This is a genomic window from Staphylococcus sp. EG-SA-18 (genome assembly GCF_017151825.1).
Classification (GTDB): Bacteria; Bacillota; Bacilli; order Staphylococcales; family Staphylococcaceae; genus Staphylococcus; species Staphylococcus aureus.
Genome location: NZ_JACYVY010000004.1, coordinates 1 through 18,007 on the forward strand (window position 1 = coordinate 1; position 18,007 = coordinate 18,007).

Here is an 18,007-nt window from a genome sequence, read left to right on the forward strand (position 1 = left end):
CCTCTATCATCATATAAATGATATATTAAGTTTTTAGTATTGTTAATTATATATATTTCAGAATAATTATCATTCTGATTGATATTTGGAACTAACCCTTTAAAGTCTTGATTGGATATAGCTTTTAATAATTTTTTATATTTTATATCTTTTATGGAACACTTATATGAAAACTCCTCGCACAAAATATTATCATCCTTCTCCTTTTTATATTCTTTAAAGTAATACAATTCATCTATTGTTAACGATGTAAATTTTTTTATAACATTTGTTTTCTTATAAGGTTCACTATAAACATATACTACATGAACCAAATTTATAGAATCAGAAGGCGAAAACAAATCTTCAAAAATGTTTATTGCATTATCATATACAGCTAAAAAATAAGTATTATTGATAGTTTTACCGTCCTCCAAAAACTGGTATTTATCGCCACTTAAACTTAAATGAATTGCGTTTTTTACCTTTCTAAAATTCAACTTTTTTATATCCAAATTATTTATATCAAAGCACATAATTTACAACACCTTATTCCCTTAAGATTTTTCCTTCTTTAGTTAAAGAAGCTATTCTTTTTCCTTTGTTATTTATTAACTTCCAATAAGAACCACCATGTGATTGCCCTTTATTTTTGGAAATAGTCCATTTAGTTTTTGGATCTCTCCAGGTAGGATTTTTCCCTTAAACCTTTTGAGTAAATTTACCAATACTCATCCCCTTATCATTTAACAAACTTTTATTAATGTTTTTGGTTATATTATGAGTCTTTACTGCTTTTAGATTGTAAAAATTATCGTCATAAATAGTGGCATTTTCCGAGATTCAAATGGTACAAAGTACATTGTAATATGCATAATGATACCTGTAATTAATGTAATAATAGAAAAGTGTATATATATATCATATCGCCACCTGCTATACAACTTATTAAATAATTAATTCCAAGACATATTAATTATCTAATTATAACCTTAGTTACGTTATTACATAATATAAAAATATATAATAACTTATTTGCTTGCTCCTTTCACTTTTAAGAGTAATAAAATAACCTGAAACATAGACTTTAACATCCAAGTTCAGGTTAGCGTAATGTAAATGATTTACTTTGTTATATTATGATTAAACATCTAATTCTCTGCTTGTAAGTGCTTTAATCATCTCTGGATCAGCATGTGAGAAAAATTGGCTATTACTTTCTTCTAATGTCGCAATTTGTTGTTTATCTTCTTCTGTAAGTTCAAAATCAAATATATCTAAGTTTTGAGCCATACGTTCTGGATTCACTGATTTTGCGAGTACAACGATGTCACGTTCTACTAACCAGCGTAAAATAACTTGTGCAATTGATTTGTTATATTTATCTGCAATGGCCTGCAACAATTGATTTTGGAATAATTGATTTTTACCTTCTGCAAATGGTGCCCAAGCTTCTACCACAACATTTTCTTGTTGAAGTGCTGCAACTTGTTCTTCTTGTTGATGGAATGGATTAATTTCTATTTGGTTCACTTGTGGTTGAATTTGATTGTGAATACCTAAATCTACAATTCGATCAACGCCGAAGTTAGATACACCGATTGCTTTAATTTTACCATTTTCTTTTAACTCTTCTAATGCACGCCATGAGCCATATACATCATTATAAGGTTGGTGAATAAGCACTAGATCAAGATAGTCTAAATTTAATCGTTGTAATGATCGTTCGATTGATTTGATAGTATCTTCATAGTTTACATTTTCAATCCATACTTTAGTCGTAATGAATAGTTCACTTCTATCAATACCTGAAGCTTCAATACCTTGACCTACTTCAGTTTCATTTAAATAACTTTGCGCTGTATCAATATGTCTATAGCCCGCTTTAATTGCTTCTTTAACCGCTTCTGCTGTTTGTTCTTGAGGAATTTGAAATACTCCGAAGCCTAATACTGGTATCTTTACATCTTTACTTATTTCAATATGATTCATAAAATGAACCTCCTTTATCTTGTAAGTCCACTATAAACCATGGAGCGAACTCTATAGCAAGCCATAGGTTTACTTTCTCTCCCAAAGACGTTCAACATTGTCATCATGATTATCACTAGCATTGATTTTAGCAATATGATTATCATAATTATCAATTTTATATTGTAGTAAATCTCTCGCATCATGAATTGTCTTTAAGTTTTCATTTAATTCTTCGAGTTGCTTATTTAAAATTTGCTTTTGCTGTGCTTGAATATTTTCATTTTTAGGAAGCTGCGCTAACCTGCAAAATTCGATAAGCGATTCAATACTGACGCCTGCATTTTGCAAATTTTTCACTAAATAAATCCAATTTAAATCACTATCATTATATATTCTATATCCATTTTCATCTCGATTAACAGGTGGAATCACACCAACCTTTTCATAATATCTTAAAGTGTCTTGAGATATATTCATGAGCGCTACGACTTCTTTAGTTTTCATTGCGACTATCCTTTCAGTTATGTTGGTGGCATCTTAAGTAATGTTGCTTTATATATTACCATCCTCGTTTGAATACCTCTTATTTTATTACTCAAATTTAAATTTGTCTCTTTTTTAACATTTTACATTTCATCGTTTTTAATTACTTTAAAAATTGTATAACTTAAATATTTAAAATGATATAATCACTAAGATTGATAATATTTAATTTTTTAAAAATTATTTTCGTTGCAATTTTTGGGTGATGCGGAAAATTTGGGTGATCGATTGTTTATATGCATCAACATTCTTTGTGGATTGTTTGACAGTAGACAGTCATTTGTATACGTTAACGAATTTTGAAAAATTGAATCATTATTTAATCATAATATTCATTGCGCACGCGCAACACAAAAAGGAGACATGTCAATGACATATAGAATAAAGAAATGGCAAAAATTATCCACCATTACGTTATTAATGGCTGGTGTGATTACTTTGAATGGTGGTGAATTCAGAAGTATTGATAAATATCAAATCGCTGTGGCTGATACGAATGTTCAAACGCCAGATTATGAAAAGTTGAGGAACACATGGCTGGACGTTAACTATGGTTATGATAAGTATGATGAGAAGAATGACGCAATGAAGAAGAAGTTTGAGGCTACGGAGAATGAGGCAAAGAAATTACTTAGTGAGATGAAAACTGAAAGTGATAGGAAATACTTGTGGGAAAACTCAAAAGATTTAGATACGAAGTCTGCGGATATGACTCGTACCTATCGTAATATTGAGAAAATCGCAGAAGCGATGAAGCATAAAGATACTAAGTTAAAAATAGATGAAAACAAGAAGAAAGTGAAAGATGCCCTTGAGTGGCTGCATAAAAATGCATATGGAAAAGAACCAGATAAAAAAGTTGCTGATTTGACCTCAAACTTTAAAAATAAAACTTCTAGAAATACCAATTTAAATTGGTGGGATTATGAAATTGGAACACCTAGAGCATTAACAAATACCCTTATATTGCTGAATGATCAATTTTCAAATGACGAAAAGAAAAAATACACTGCCCCTATCAAAACTTTCGCCCCAGAAAGTGACAAAATATTATCATCAGTAGGACAACCTGAACAAGCTAAAGGGGGAAATTTAGTAGACATTGCTAAAGTAAAACTTTTAGAAAGTATTATCGAAGAAGATAAAGATATAACTAAAAATTCAATAGATGCATTTAATAAAGTCTTCACTTACGTTCAAAGTAATGCAACTGGTAAAGAACGTAATGGATTCTATAAAGACGGCTCTTATATTGATCATCAAGACGTCCCATACACTGGTGCTTATGGCGTTGTACTCTTAGAGGGGATTTCTCAAATGATGCCGATGATAAAAGAAACACCTTTTAATGATAAAACCCAAAATGATACAACCTTAAAGTCATGGATTGACGACGGATTTATGCCACTCATTTATAAAGGTGAAATGATGGATTTATCAAGAGGTAGAGCTATCAGTCGTGAAAATGAAACGAGTCATACAGCGTCAGCGACTGTAATGAAATCATTGTTGAGATTGAGTGATGCCATGGATGATTCAACAAAAGCTAAGTATAAGCAAATCGTTAAAACTTCTGTTAAATCTGATTCAAGTTACGGCCAAAATGATACATTAAGCTCTTATTCGGATATAAGCAAAATGAAGTCTTTAATGGAAGACAGCACTATTTCTACTAACGGTTTAACACAACAACTTAAAATATATAATGACATGGATCGTGTCACCTATCACAATAAAGACTTAGACTTTGCATTTGGTTTAAGTATGACGTCGAAAAACGTCGCACGTTACGAAAGTATCAACGGAGAGAACTTAAAAGGTTGGCACACTGGTGCTGGAATGTCTTATTTATACAATAGCGATGTGAAACACTACCGTGATAACTTCTGGGCGACAGCTGATATGAAACGTTTAGCAGGTACAACAACTTTAGAAAATGAAGAACCTAAAGGTACGGATGTTAAAAAGTCGAGTAAAACTTTTGTAGGCGGAACAAAATTCGATGACCAACATGCTAGTATCGGAATGGATTTTGAAAATCAGGACAAAACTTTAACTGCCAAAAAATCATATTTCATATTAAACGATAAAATTGTCTTCTTAGGAACTGGCATTAAAAGTACTGATTCATCAAAGAATCCAGTTACAACGATTGAAAATCGCAAAGCGAATGGGTATACGTTATATACAGACGATAAACAAACAACCGCTTCCGATAATCAGGGAACCAATTCCGTCTTTTTAGAGTCAACCAATAAACCTAAAAACAATATAGGCTATCATTTTTTAAACGAATCGAAAATAACTGTAAAAAAAGAAAGTCATACTGGTAAGTGGAGTGATATAAATAAAAGTCAAAAGCAAGACAGTAAAACTAATCAATATTATGAAGTAACTCAAAAGCATTCTAATACAGATAGTAAATATGCATATGTGTTGTATCCAGGCTTATCTAAAGATGACTTTAATACAAAAAAAGATAAAGTAACTGTCGTTAAACAAGATGATGACTTCCACGTTGTGAAAGATAATGAATCGGTTTGGGCTGGTGTTAATTACAGCGATAGCACTCAAACTTTTATCATTAACAACACTAAAGTCGAAGTTAAAGCAAAAGGTATGTTTATACTTAAAAAGAAAGATGATAAAACTTATGAATGTAGCTTCTATAATCCCGAATCTACAAATACCGCTTCAGATATTGAATCTAAAATTTCAATGACTGGATACTCTATTACAAACAAAAATACGTCGACTTCTAATGAATCCGGCGTGCGCTTTGAATTACAACAAACATTAAATAAAGATGATAATTAATGATTTAAAATTATAGTAACATGATGGTTTATTATATTTCTTTTTTCAAAATACACGAGTCATATCCCTCGTTAAAAACTATTACTAAAAATCAAAAATATAAAAAAATCAAAAAGTATGTTTTAAACTTTATGAAACGTGTTATACAAATAGTGTAATATCCTACAAAACAAAAAGGAGATTGAGTTATGAAACTAAAATCATTTGTTACTGCCACTTTAGCATTGGGATTATTATCAACAGTAGGTGCAGCTTTACCGAGTCATGAAGCATCTGCAGATAGTAATAACGGTTATAAGGAATTGACAATGGATGGGAAACACACTGTACCTTACACGATCTCAGTAGATGGTATTACTGCATTACATCGAACTTACTTTGTTTTTCCAGAAAATAAAAAGGTACTTTATCAAGAAATTGACAGTAAAGTAAAAAATGAATTAGCTTCACAACGTGGTGTTACAACAGAAAAAATTAATAATGCGCAAACTGCAACTTATACACTTACTTTGAATGATGGTAATAAAAAAGTAGTGAATCTAAAGAAAAATGACGACGCTAAAAATTCAATTGATCCAAGTACAATCAAACAGATACAAATTGTAGTTAAATAATAATTTGAAAATGAAGAATAATTACATGAGGCAAACGCTGAAAAATTGCGTTTGTCTTTTTAGTATGAAATGAATGATCGAACTTGTAATTTATTATTGATTGCTTCTACTGACAATAGATTAGATTGGCCTATACTAAAGTAAATTCTATATTAATGTCTTCCTCAATTTATTATCTAAACATAACAGCAAATCTCAAATATCTGGAACCTAAATAAATCCCCTCACTACCGCTAATAGTGAAGGGATTTATTTTATTACTTAGACGTAATTATAAATATATTTGTTCTATTGTAGTCTTGCTTAATCATATAAAAAAACTACCATTTCCAAATAACGCATTTTGAAGTCAATTTTCATAAACCGTCATTACATTTCCGCATTCATTATTCAGCTTCTCTAATTTCGTCCGCAATATCTTTATAGTCAATATTTGCATTTATGAAATCTTCATCTTGAATTGGAAAATGCTGTTCAAATGTTTCTATATTTTGGATTTCTACCTTAACATCTTCTACTTCAAAATCTAAGACATGTCCACCAAAATTACGATCATCATTTGCAAAGTGTACATGGAATCCTGCTGATCCGATACCATGGAATAGTTCTGGTGTAAAGAACCCAACGACTGAACCTTTGACGTATGTTTCAGTTTGCTCAGGTTGTCTTCTAGCTGAATCGATTAAACGTGTATAAGGTGGCTCTTGTGCCGGCATCATACGTACATGCATTTTTTTAAATAAGCCTGAAATTTTTACTGCAGAAAATAAATTTTCACTCAACATCTTTTCCTTAATTTCTGCAAAAACTGCTTCAGAAGATTTATCTTTCGTTTCATAGCTTGTATCTGCTACGAATTTAGTTACAGTTGCATATGGTGTTAACTCATCACCTTTTAATTCTACAAATTCTTTATGTTCATTTGCATGGTAAGCTTTTCCATCTAAAAAGATGACCTCACCATTTGAACCTGTTAGTGTAGCGATACCTAGGTCACCATGTTGCAATAATTCATTTATTGATGCAGTTCCTTTTAATAATCCTGCCATTAATGTGCCTAATGTACCATGTTGATATAAAACACTAGCCATAAAATTTCCCACTCCTCATTAACATTTATCTTTGTTTTAGTTAAATACGTCAGGTAACATATTTGTTGAAAGTTTGATATTATCTTTGTAGTTTACAGGTATATCAATTAATACTGGGCCATCTGTTTCATACCCCTCTTTAATTGCCGCTTCTAATTCTTCTTGATTAGTAACTCGTAAACCTTTTGCGCCAAATGATTCAGCATATTTTACGAAATCTACAGGACCGAAGTCTACGCCTGATGAACGTTTATATTTCATTTCTTCTTGGAATTCAACCATATTATATTTTCCATCATTCCAAATAAGTTGGATAATGTTTAGATTTTTACGTACGGCCGTTTCTAAATCTTGTGATGAAAATAAAAAGCCTCCATCGCCAGCAACGGATACAACTTGCGTATTAGGGCGTACAAGTGCAGCTGAAATTGCCCACGGTAATGCTACACCAAGCGTTTGCATACCGTTACTAAATAATAAATGTCTTGGATTGTAACTTCTGAAATTACGTGCCATCCAAATATAGTGACTACCAACATCAACTGTCACTGTTGTTTCATCAGTTAATACCTTTTGCATAGATTCTATAATTTCAACTGGGTGTAAGATGCCTTCTTCATGCGTCGCTTTAATACCAGTTTCTTCATCAATATGCGCTCTTAACTGTTCTAATTCATCCAAATGTTGTTGATTTATAAATGGTTCATCTACTTTGTCAGAAATCATTTCAATCGTTTTAGCAATATTACCAATCAACTCTTTTTTCGGTTGCATATAATTAGTAATTTCAGCTTGAACTTCGTCAATATTGATTATTTGCGTATCTAATTCTTTATTCCAGTTACTAGCCTCATATTCTATAGGATCATAACCGATTGTAACAACTAAATCACTTTTACGTAATAATTCATCACCAACTTGATTACGGAATAAACCCACTCGGCCAAAGAAATGATTTTCTAATTCACGACTAATCACACCCGCACCTTGGAATGTTTCTACAACGGGTAAATTGGTACGCTCTACTAATTTGCGAATGGCATTCGTTTCGTCTGCACTTGAACTTCTCATTCCAGCTAGTAAAACCGGAAATGATGCATTTTTAATCGCTTCAATGACATCATTAATATCCTGTTCACTTGGTACACCTAAATTTGGTTTTTGACAAAGTGATATCGCCTTAGATTCAACTGGTGAAGAAATCACATCTTGCGGAATACTAATAAAACTTGCGCCATTTTTCCCTGAAGTAGCAATTCGAATTGCATTTGTCATAACTTCTGATAATGATTCAGGATCTTGTACTTCTTCACTATATTTTGATGAATATTTTAATAAAGCAGCATTATCAATACTTTGATGCGTTAATCGTAATAAATCATTACGTTTCACTTGGCCGCCTAACGCTAAGACAGGATCCCCTTCAGATGTAGCTGTTAATAGTCCAGTCGTTAAATTACTTACACCAGGCCCACTTGTAACAAGTACTACACCCGGTTTGCCTGTTAATCTTCCAATACCTTGCGCCATCATTGCGGCGTTTTGTTCATGACGCGTGACAATAAGTTCAGGACCATCATCAATTAAAGCATTAAATAGATAGTCAATCTTTGCACCCGGAATACCAAAAACATATTCTACCCCATTATTTTTCAAAGTATCAATAACCATATCGGCTGCAGTGTACTTTTTATCAGTCATTTATATTCATTTCCCTTCAAATGTGATGTATAGATGTGTATTACATGTAATTACATTGTGATTTGTAATCTAATGATAGTTACGCAAAATTAATGATGTTTATCAAAATTTTACATGTACGATTAGATTTGCAATACATAAAAATTGCCTTCATTACATTATATAACCTTTGTAAGATGAATAAAAATCGTTATTTGTAATACTAAGTATTCCAAAAATGCATGAGTAGATTTTGTAGGGAGTGATTATGAGTGATGGAGGATTGATTGATGTGAAGAATTGTTACAATAATTTTTGGATGTCGTGTTTAGTCAATGGCGATTTGAAATTGTTGTTTTATGGCGGACTGAAAATGTTGTTTTTGGCGATTTAAAATTGTCATTTCGATAAAAAAAGCCACAGCAAGACTTAGATCTAACTGTGACTTATACATTTCATACTTATATTTATCGATTGTTTTTATAGTTATAAATGATAGATGCAGTTCCTAAACAAATTAAGAAGATAATCATTAAATACATAGAAAAGTTGTCTGTTTTAATATAAAACCTAAAAAGTAGAAACACCAGCATCGCAACAATAAAATAAACAGGAATAAAAGCTTTCTTCCAAAATATAAAATCTTTCAATTAAGTCACTCCTTATTTTGATAATACTCTTAAATCATGGTTCTTGAGTTATCGTCTGGTTTTCGTCCCGTAGTTCTTCCATTGAGCCTCTATGATTAGAACACAATCGTCCGGTTATCATACGGCCTCCGCAAGCTAAATGATAATTTAATAATGGACACTTTTGATTGTTTAAGCATGTACAAATCATACGTGCAAATCACTAATACATAGTTGAATTTATTCTATTCCTGAGACATTAAATAAAGGAAAATTCATTATACTCTACACGTTCCATATTCCCCACACAAACGTAAAAAAACACCTCGACATAACTTCGAGGTGTTTTGTATATATCGTCCGACAATTAACGTTTTGAGAATTGAGGTGAACGACGAGCTGCTTTAAGACCTGGTTTTTTACGTTCTTTCATACGTGGGTCACGAGTAAGTAATCCAGCGCGTTTTAAAGAACCTCTGTATTCAGGATCTGCTTCTAATAATGCACGAGCGATTCCGTGACGGATAGCTTGAGCTTGTCCAGTGAAACCACCACCATGAACGTTAACTAAAACATCATAGTTACCTTTAGTTTCAGTTACATCAAATGGTTGGTTTAAGTCTAAAATTAATGATTCGAATGGTAAGTATTCGCGTACGTCACGGTTATTAACTGTGATGTTACCTTCACCTGGTACTAAACGTACACGTGCTACTGAGTTTTTACGACGGCCTGTGCCTCTATATTCAACTTGTGCCAAAGTCATTTCCTCCTTCTAATTAACCACGTAATTCGTAGTTTTCTGGTTGTTGTGCAGCGTGTGGATGTTCAGCGCCACCATATACAAATAATTTTTTACCTTGTTTTTCGCCTAAACGAGTGCTTGGTAACATACCTTTAATTGAGTTTTCAATTAAACGTTCTGGGTTAGTTCTTCTTAATTCACCAGCAGTGATTGATTTGATACCACCTGGGTGATTTGAGTGACGGTAGTAAACTTTGTCAGTTTCTTTGTTACCAGTAAATTCGATTTTTGATGCATTAATAACGATTACATAATCACCAGTATCAACGTGTGGTGTGTAAGTTACTTTATTTTTACCGCGTAAGATAGATGCTACTTCTGATGATAAACGACCTAATGTTTGGCCTTCAGCATCGATAACATACCATTTGCGCTCAATGTTTGATTCATTTGCCATAAATGTTTGACGCATAATAATTGTCCTCCTAAAAAATAAATGCTTCTATTCAAGCTATAAACAGTTTCATAACCTAATAGATGATTTCATTTGTTTCATTTTTAAAACGTTTAATTTCATTTATTTTGTTAACTGTTGTTCGTTTCTGCTTATATATCTTGTAACACAATAAGTTTCCGGGGCTTATCGTGGGGTGGATATAAAACAATACCGTTAATAATCTTATAATTTCACAAGCTTTTTGTCAATGGCAATCAGTCATTTTGTAATGATTTTTTACGATGTATTTTGATATCGTTGCCAAAGTCTTTTAATAACTCATTTTCATCTAAATAAATCTTCTCTAAATATAATCCTTCAGCCGTTGCAGTGAAAGGAACATTCTTACGATTCTTTGATTCAAGTAGCTTCGGCACATCAGAAATTTCATGTCGTCCTTTTCCAACTTCTATTAAAAATGCAACTAAGACACGCACCATGTTATATAAAAATCCAGATCCAGTGACAATATAATCAAAGCCATCATCTGTCTTTACAATTTCACTTTGGTATAATGTTCTAACCTTGCTTTCTACTTCAGTTTTTTGCGAACAAAATCCCGTAAAATCATGTGTACCTATGAATTGTTGTGCCGCTCTGTTCATTTTATCTAAATCCAACGTTTCAGGAATAAATGTTTTCAAACCACTTTGAAATGGATCGCGGTGTTGTGCTTGATATACTTTATATCGATAGCGTTTACCTACACAATCGTAACGACAATGAAAATCGTCATCGACTGTAACTACATTGTTGACATAAATATCATCAGGTAACGTTCGGTTCATTGCATATTGCCATTGTGACATAGGTATATTCAGCTCTGTGTCGAAATGAAAGTATTGCTGTATCGCATGTACACCTCTATCAGTCCTACTTGAAGGATGGATTCTCACATGTCTTTTATGCATGCGTTGTAATAGCTTTTCAAATTGTTGCTGTACCGTTCGACCATTTTGTTGAATTTGAAAACCTAGAAAATTATTTCCTTGATACGCAATTTCTACTAATATACGCATGAATTTACACTCCTGAATATTTTAATACGAATAAAATAATAGCAATTGGGATAATCATGATTAAAGATAACGTATCTCTCAATTGCCATTTAAGCTGTCTGTAGCTCGTTCTCTTAACATTGGCATCATAACCCCTAACTTCCATTGCGACCGCTAATTCTTCGGCGCGTTGGAAAGCTGAGATGAATAGTGGCACTAGTAGTGGAATAAATGATTTAATACGTGTTGCAATGTTCCCTGAACTTATTTCAGAACCACGCGACTTTTGTGCCAAAATAATTTTATCTAACTCATCCATTAACGTCGGGATGAATCGTAACGCAATGGACATTATCATACTTAATTGATGAACTGGTAATTTAAACATCTTTAGTGGTGCAAGTAATCTTTCAAACGCATCTGTTAAATCAATTGGACTTGTAGATAGTGTCATAATTGTTGCAATCATCACAATCCCAATTAAACGCAATGATATATAAAGCCCTTCTAAAATACCATTAGTTTCAATCGTGATGCCATGCCATTCAACTAATACATATCCACCTTTAGTTAAAAATATATGCATCATTAATGTGAAGATTAAAAAGAAAAATATTGGTGTTAAACCTTTGATTAGGAACCATAATTGAATTTTTGCTAATCTCATAATGAATAAGATAAGTGCAAACACCCAAAGATATGTTAATGGTGAATGACAGAAAAATATTAATATAATAAAAAGAAAAACAAACATTAACTTTGCTCTTGGATCAAGATGATGAACAAAAGAATTAATTGGTAAATATCGCCCTATAATCAATTTATTTTTCATGTTGCCACTCCTTATACAAGCTTACAAATGCTTCTTCAGTTAAGGCAATATCTTTTAATTTTGTTTGATATTTTTGTTCAAAGTCATATTGTAACTGAACAATTTCTGGCAAACCAATATGCCAATCCGCCAATTTTTTTTTATCTTTGAAGAGCTCTTTTGGTGATGTTTGCGACACTATACTACCTTCTTTCATAACGATGACTTCATCTGCATAACGCGCGACTTCATTCATATCATGTGAAATTAGGATAATTGCCTTATTTTCATCTGTTTGTAATGACTTTAGTAATCGCATTACTTGTCGTTTACTTTGTGGATCAAGTCCTGCTGTGGGTTCATCAACCACGATAATATCAGGATTCATTGCCAATATCGATACAATCGCTATTTTACGCATTTGTCCACCTGACATTTGAAATGGTGATTGTGACATTACATCTCTTGAAAAGCCTAAATCCATCAACAGACGATGGGCATAGTTTTTGGCTTCATCTAAATTCATTTTAAAGTTTTTAGGTCCAAATATCATTTCACGCTCTACTGTGTCCTCAAATAATTGAGATTCGGGAAATTGAAATACCATTCCAATTCTTTTTCTTACAGGTCTAATATATTTATCTTTGGTCTTATGTGTAATAGTAATGTCATCAACTGTAACTGTCCCAGTAGTTGGCTTTAACAGTGCATTAATATTTTGTATCAATGTTGATTTACCACTACCCGTTTGTCCAACGATGGCGTAATATTTACCTTGTTCAAATTCTGTATTAACATCATGAATAGCTTGATGCTGGTATGGTGTCCCTTTTTGATAGGTATAACTTACATTGTCAAAGCGTATAGTCATAGTTGATCCACCAGCCCTTCATAAGTTAAGAATGATGTTTGGTATCCCAGCATTTGATTTATTTTGATTGGGAATGGCAAATCTAGACCTATTGTTGTTAACTCTTCTGCATGGTCGAAAATTTCAATCGCTGTGCCTTCTTTATAGACAGTCCCTTTATTCATAACGATAACATGATCTGCTTCCATCGCCTCAGATAAATCATGCGTAATAGAAATGATTGTAATATTATGTTCTGATTTAACTTTTCTCACTAAATCCAATAAATTTTGACGTGCATCAGGATCTAACATAGAAGTCGCCTCATCTAATATAATGACAGAGGGGTTAAGTGCTAATACACTTGCTATAGCCACACGCTGCTTCTGTCCCCCCGATAATGCATTAGGTTCATAATCTGCACGTTCTAACATATCAACTTGTTTAAGTGCTTCGCCGACTCTTCTATGCATTTCGTCATGTGGAACCGCATGATTTTCGAGTCCAAATGCCACATCGTATTTTACAATTGAACCAACAAATTGATTATCCGGATTCTGGAATACTATTCCTATGTCTTTTCTTAACTTTTCAAAATTATCATCTGTTATAGTTTGATTATTATAAAAAATTTCTCCAGATTTAACTTTCTCTATGCCAATCATTAACTTGGCAATTGTAGATTTTCCAGAACCGTTATGACCAACAATAGATGTCCACTGACCTTTAGGTATACTAAAAGAAACATCTTTCAATGTGAAGGATGCATCACTTTGATATTGAAATGAAACATTTTTAAATACAATAACTGAATTCTTATCCTCCACTTGTCTCTCTCCTTTACGATTCGTGTATCTATCATATTTTACAATATTTATAAATCGCTGTATATGACATTGACTGGGTTCTCTATATATTACTAGTATTTTCTGACTCATTTCTAGTCTTTAAAGTGTTGTTTAACAACTAATGATAAGGACATTTATCCCTCTCTAACAATTATGTATAAACGTTAATAAAATAAATGATTTACTAACATAGGGTTGGCCGCGTTTGATTCAACGATAATACTTTCACTTCATACAGTTCTAGTGAAATTAATCAAACTAGCTTGATCATATTTTTAGATTCGCACTCAAAAAAGTAGATATAAAGAAATCGGACTTAAAAACATTTCTGTTCATAAGTCCGATATCTTATTCAATAAAAAAGCGCGCACCCCATCATAAGTTTGTTGAGTTCACGCTTTAAATCTTTATTTAGTTGATGGGGTACTCTGAGCTAGACAATATTTGTATGTGGCAAACATTATCGTTGCACTCATTTGCTTTATATAAAAGTAGTTAGTGTATTTATATAAATTCTTATACTAATTCGATAATTACTGATTCAGCACCGTCACCGCGACGAGGGCCTTGTTTAAGGATACGAGTGTAACCACCTTGACGTTCTGTGTAACGCTCTGCGATTTCACCAAATAATTTTTGAAGTGCAGTTTGTGTAGTTTCATCTTCGTTTAAGATTTCAACATTACGTAAAGTTTTAGCTGCATTACGACGAGAAGCTAAATCTCCTTTTTTACCTAAAGTGATTAATTTCTCAACAACACTGCGAACTTCTTTTGCACGAGCTTCTGTAGTTTCAATACGTTCACTAATAATAAGTGATGTAGCTAAGTCACGTAACATAGCTTTACGTTGATCAGAAGTACGACCTAATTTTCTGTAACCCATGAGTTAACCTCCTTTATCAATCTTCTTTTCTTAATCCTAATCCTAAATCTTCTAATTTGTATTTAACTTCTTCTAAAGATTTACGACCTAAATTACGCACTTTCATCATGTCAGCTTCAGATTTGTCAGCTAACTCTTGAACAGAATTGATTCCTGCGCGTTTTAAGCAGTTATATGAACGTACAGATAAGTCTAATTCTTCAATAGACATTTCTAATACTTTTTCTTTTTGATCTTCTTCTTTTTCAATCATGATTTCAGCGTTTTGCGCTTCATCAGTAAGACCAACGAAGATATTCAAGTGTTCAGTCATTATTTTTGCTGCTAATGAAACTGATTCTTGTGGTGTGATTGAACCATTAGTCCAAACATCCAATGTTAATTTATCAAAATCACTGCTTTGACCTACACGTGTATTTTCAACAGTATAGTTCACACGTTCAACAGGTGAATACAATGAATCAACAGGGATTACACCAATTGGTAAATCACTAGTATTATTTTGTTCTGCTAATGCGTAACCTCTACCCTTGTTAGCAACTAGACGAATTTTTAAGTGACCACCTTTAGATACTGTTGCAATTTTAAGCTCTGGGTTTAAAATTTCAACATCACTATCATGTGTAATGTCGCTTGCTGTTACTTCGCCTTCATCACGTACATCAATTTCTAAAGTTTTATCTTCTTCAGAGTAAATTTTCAATGCTAATTGTTTAATGTTCATAATAATTGTAGAAACATCTTCAACTACATTGTCTACTGCTGAGAATTCATGTAAAACTCCCTCAATTTCAATATACTTAACGGCTGCACCTGGTAATGAAGATAGTAGGATACGACGTAAGGAGTTTCCTAGTGTAGTACCGTAGCCACGTTCTAGTGGTTCAACAACGAACTTACCGAATTTAGCATCTTCACTAATTTCAATTGTCTCAATTCTAGGTTTTTCGATTTCTATCATTTAAATATCCTCCTTATATACGTCGACTTAATTTAAAATGTTTGCTCAGTGACCTGTAACAATACCATCATAAATTATACACGACGACGTTTTGGTGGACGACAACCGTTATGAGGTACTGGAGTAACGTCTCTGATCGCAGTTACTTCTAAACCTGCAGATTGTAATGCACGAATAGCTGATTCACGACCTGGACCAGGTCCTTTAACTGTTACTTCAACTGTTTTTAAACCATGCTCCATAGCTGATTTAGATGCAGTTTCAGAAGCCATTTGTGCTGCAAATGGTGTTGATTTTTTAGATCCTTTGAATCCTAATGCACCAGCTGATGACCATGATAAAGCATTACCGAACTCATCAGTGATAGTTACAATAGTGTTGTTGAATGTTGAACGGATGTGTGCTACACCATTTTCAATATTCTTTTTCACTCTACGTTTACGAGATACTTGTTTACGTGCCATTTAAAATTTGCCTCCTTTACCTATTATTTTTTCTTGTTAGCTACCGTTTTAACTGGTCCTTTACGAGTACGCGCGTTGTTTTTCGTTTTTTGACCACGAACTGGTAAACCACGACGGTGACGGATACCACGGTATGATGAAATTTCCATTAAACGTTTGATATTTAAGTTAGTTTCACGACGTAAGTCACCTTCGACTTTATAACCGTCTACAACTTCACGGATGCGACCTAATTCGTCATCAGTTAAATCTTTCACACGAGTATCAGCTGATACGTTAGCTTCTTCAAGAATTTTTTGAGCAGTTGACGTACCGATACCGTATATATAAGTTAATGAGATAACTACGCGTTTTTCACGTGGAATATCTACTCCTGCAATACGTGCCATATTAATTTACACCTCTCTTTTATTAACCTTGTCTTTGTTTGTGTTTTGGATTTTCACAAATTACCATTACTTTACCTTTACGTTTAATGACTTTACATTTTTCGCAAATAGGTTTTACTGATGGTCTTACTTTCATTTTTATACCTCCCTATATTATGGAGTGACGATTATTTATAACGATAAGTAATTCTTCCGCGTGTTAAATCGTACGGAGACATCTCAACAGTTACTTTGTCGCCAGGTAGAATACGAATGTAATTCATTCTGATTTTACCACTTACGTGAGCTAAAATCTCATGACCATTTTCTAATTCTACTTTAAACATTGCGTTCGGTAAAGTATCTAATACAGTACCTTCTAATTCAATTACATCTTGTTTAGCCATTGATTAACTTCCCCCTTTTTGCAATAGTAAGGTAATCGTCAATAGACAACTTTATTGTTACGAATCTATCAGTGATTAATTTTATAAGTTAAACAAAAATTACGGGAATTAATTATCGTTAATTGCCACTCTCATCTATCTAATATGATTAAATCATGCCTCACTTAAAATAGACCGCTAAAAGTTGATCTATTACAAATGATCTAAAATATCAATGACATCTTTGGTAACGTCGCTAATATCTTTTGAACCATCAATATTTTTCAATACATCTTTTTGATCATAGAAATCTAAAATAGGCTTAGATTGTTTAATATTAACACTCAAACGATTAGCTACCGTTTCAGGATTATCATCTTCTCGTTGATACAATTTACCACCATCGATATCACAAATACCTTCGACCTTCGGAGGATTAAATACAAGATGATACGTTGTACCACATGACTCACAGATTCGACGACCTGTAAGACGGTTCATTAATTCTTCTTCCGGAACTTCGATATTGATGACAGCATCAATGTTTCTGTCAAGCTCAGACATAATATTATTTAATGCCTCAGCTTGCTCGATTGTTCTTGGGAAGCCATCTAATAAAAAGCCTTTTTTTGCATCGTCTTCAGAAATTCTTTCCTTAACGATACCTACAGTCACTTCATCAGGAACTAATTCGCCACGGTCCATATAAGACTTAGCTTCTTTACCTAATTCAGTTTCTTCTTTTATAGCTTTTCTGAACATGTCACCAGTTGAAATGTGGGGTATTGGGAATTTCTTGACAATTTCACTTGCTTGAGTTCCTTTACCTGCGCCAGGTAAACCCATCAAAATGATATTCATAAGTGCC

General features: G+C 32.9%; 23 protein-coding genes and 1 pseudogene. 3 read left to right on the top strand and 21 right to left on the bottom strand.

Going from position 1 to position 18,007, the window contains the following annotated elements; genetic code table 11:
* The 5 genes and pseudogenes from IDG66_RS01235 to IDG66_RS01250 all read right to left on the bottom strand — a co-directional run.
* Nucleotides 1–515 (bottom strand): DUF3885 domain-containing protein (locus tag IDG66_RS01235; protein WP_077655928.1); only part of this gene is annotated, 515 nt, incomplete at its 3' end.
* A gap of 13 nt (nucleotides 516–528) precedes the next feature.
* Nucleotides 529–765: pseudogene (locus IDG66_RS14110) on the bottom strand (SAR2788 family putative toxin); the annotation flags it as partial.
* 11 nt (nucleotides 766–776) lie between these two features.
* Entirely contained in the window at nucleotides 777–899 is a 123-nt protein-coding gene (locus IDG66_RS01240) for a hypothetical protein (protein ID WP_103143715.1), read from the bottom strand.
* Between the two features lie 223 nt (nucleotides 900–1,122).
* The gene (locus IDG66_RS01245; protein WP_001015500.1) at nucleotides 1,123–1,971 is read right to left on the bottom strand and encodes an aldo/keto reductase; all 849 of its coding nucleotides are present in this window, start codon (nucleotides 1,969–1,971) and stop codon (nucleotides 1,123–1,125) included.
* A gap of 69 nt (nucleotides 1,972–2,040) precedes the next feature.
* The gene (locus IDG66_RS01250; protein ID WP_103143712.1) at nucleotides 2,041–2,457 is read right to left on the bottom strand and encodes a MerR family transcriptional regulator; all 417 of its coding nucleotides are present in this window, start codon (nucleotides 2,455–2,457) and stop codon (nucleotides 2,041–2,043) included.
* Nucleotides 2,458–2,701: 244 nt separating this feature from the next.
* Here IDG66_RS01250 and IDG66_RS01255 point away from each other — a divergent pair, with 244 nt between their 5' ends.
* From IDG66_RS01255 to IDG66_RS01265, 3 genes are all read left to right on the top strand, one after another.
* Entirely contained in the window at nucleotides 2,702–2,869 is a 168-nt protein-coding gene (locus IDG66_RS01255; RefSeq protein WP_001790107.1) for a hypothetical protein, read from the top strand.
* Nucleotides 2,866–5,313, top strand: coding sequence for a polysaccharide lyase 8 family protein (locus IDG66_RS01260; protein WP_000222233.1), 2,448 nt, complete (start codon nucleotides 2,866–2,868; stop codon nucleotides 5,311–5,313). The genes IDG66_RS01255 and IDG66_RS01260 overlap by 4 nt, the downstream gene beginning before the upstream one ends.
* Before the next feature lie 188 nt (nucleotides 5,314–5,501).
* The gene (locus tag IDG66_RS01265; RefSeq protein ID WP_000769705.1) at nucleotides 5,502–5,927 is read left to right on the top strand and encodes an MAP domain-containing protein; all 426 of its coding nucleotides are present in this window, start codon (nucleotides 5,502–5,504) and stop codon (nucleotides 5,925–5,927) included.
* Nucleotides 5,928–6,313: 386 nt separating this feature from the next.
* On the opposite strand, the gene budA is transcribed toward IDG66_RS01265, so the two are convergent.
* The 16 genes from budA to IDG66_RS01345 form a co-directional block, all read right to left on the bottom strand.
* A complete protein-coding gene (gene budA, locus IDG66_RS01270) occupies nucleotides 6,314–7,018 on the bottom strand; it encodes an acetolactate decarboxylase (RefSeq protein WP_000179065.1) in 705 nt (234 codons plus the stop codon).
* Between the two features lie 36 nt (nucleotides 7,019–7,054).
* Entirely contained in the window at nucleotides 7,055–8,719 is a 1,665-nt protein-coding gene (alsS, locus tag IDG66_RS01275; RefSeq protein ID WP_000130138.1) for an acetolactate synthase AlsS, read from the bottom strand.
* A 446-nt stretch (nucleotides 8,720–9,165) separates the two neighbouring features.
* A complete protein-coding gene (locus IDG66_RS01280; protein WP_000651261.1) occupies nucleotides 9,166–9,348 on the bottom strand; it encodes a hypothetical protein in 183 nt (60 codons plus the stop codon).
* Nucleotides 9,349–9,694: 346 nt separating this feature from the next.
* Nucleotides 9,695–10,087, bottom strand: a complete 393-nt coding sequence (gene rpsI, locus IDG66_RS01285) for a 30S ribosomal protein S9 (RefSeq protein WP_001790547.1) — start codon at nucleotides 10,085–10,087, stop codon at nucleotides 9,695–9,697.
* A 19-nt stretch (nucleotides 10,088–10,106) separates the two neighbouring features.
* The gene (gene rplM, locus IDG66_RS01290) at nucleotides 10,107–10,544 is read right to left on the bottom strand and encodes a 50S ribosomal protein L13 (RefSeq protein ID WP_001250038.1); all 438 of its coding nucleotides are present in this window, start codon (nucleotides 10,542–10,544) and stop codon (nucleotides 10,107–10,109) included.
* Between the two features lie 239 nt (nucleotides 10,545–10,783).
* The gene (truA, locus tag IDG66_RS01295) at nucleotides 10,784–11,587 is read right to left on the bottom strand and encodes a tRNA pseudouridine(38-40) synthase TruA (protein WP_001221855.1); all 804 of its coding nucleotides are present in this window, start codon (nucleotides 11,585–11,587) and stop codon (nucleotides 10,784–10,786) included.
* A gap of 4 nt (nucleotides 11,588–11,591) precedes the next feature.
* Entirely contained in the window at nucleotides 11,592–12,398 is an 807-nt protein-coding gene (locus tag IDG66_RS01300; RefSeq protein ID WP_000791621.1) for an energy-coupling factor transporter transmembrane component T family protein, read from the bottom strand.
* Complete coding sequence (locus IDG66_RS01305) at nucleotides 12,388–13,248, bottom strand: energy-coupling factor transporter ATPase (protein WP_000155386.1); 861 nt, start codon at nucleotides 13,246–13,248, stop codon at nucleotides 12,388–12,390. Before IDG66_RS01305 ends, IDG66_RS01300 begins: the two co-directional genes overlap by 11 nt.
* Entirely contained in the window at nucleotides 13,245–14,054 is an 810-nt protein-coding gene (locus IDG66_RS01310) for an energy-coupling factor transporter ATPase (protein WP_000389676.1), read from the bottom strand. The genes IDG66_RS01305 and IDG66_RS01310 overlap by 4 nt, the downstream gene beginning before the upstream one ends.
* Nucleotides 14,055–14,591: 537 nt before the next feature.
* A complete protein-coding gene (rplQ, locus tag IDG66_RS01315) occupies nucleotides 14,592–14,960 on the bottom strand; it encodes a 50S ribosomal protein L17 (protein WP_000542274.1) in 369 nt (122 codons plus the stop codon).
* Nucleotides 14,961–14,976: 16 nt separating this feature from the next.
* Nucleotides 14,977–15,921, bottom strand: a complete 945-nt coding sequence (locus tag IDG66_RS01320; protein ID WP_000569649.1) for a DNA-directed RNA polymerase subunit alpha — start codon at nucleotides 15,919–15,921, stop codon at nucleotides 14,977–14,979.
* A 74-nt stretch (nucleotides 15,922–15,995) separates the two neighbouring features.
* Nucleotides 15,996–16,385: a 30S ribosomal protein S11 gene (gene rpsK, locus IDG66_RS01325; protein WP_000101625.1), complete on the bottom strand. Its 390-nt coding sequence runs from the start codon at nucleotides 16,383–16,385 to the stop codon at nucleotides 15,996–15,998.
* A 23-nt stretch (nucleotides 16,386–16,408) separates the two neighbouring features.
* Nucleotides 16,409–16,774, bottom strand: a complete 366-nt coding sequence (gene rpsM / locus IDG66_RS01330) for a 30S ribosomal protein S13 (protein WP_000090796.1) — start codon at nucleotides 16,772–16,774, stop codon at nucleotides 16,409–16,411.
* Between the two features lie 22 nt (nucleotides 16,775–16,796).
* Nucleotides 16,797–16,910, bottom strand: a complete 114-nt coding sequence (gene rpmJ / locus IDG66_RS01335) for a 50S ribosomal protein L36 (RefSeq protein ID WP_000868342.1) — start codon at nucleotides 16,908–16,910, stop codon at nucleotides 16,797–16,799.
* Between the two features lie 31 nt (nucleotides 16,911–16,941).
* Entirely contained in the window at nucleotides 16,942–17,160 is a 219-nt protein-coding gene (gene infA, locus IDG66_RS01340) for a translation initiation factor IF-1 (protein ID WP_001118443.1), read from the bottom strand.
* A 192-nt stretch (nucleotides 17,161–17,352) separates the two neighbouring features.
* Nucleotides 17,353–18,000 (bottom strand): adenylate kinase, encoded by a 648-nt coding sequence (locus IDG66_RS01345; RefSeq protein ID WP_072497064.1) that lies wholly within the window; start codon nucleotides 17,998–18,000, stop codon nucleotides 17,353–17,355.
* Between the last annotated feature and the right edge of the window lie 7 nt (nucleotides 18,001–18,007).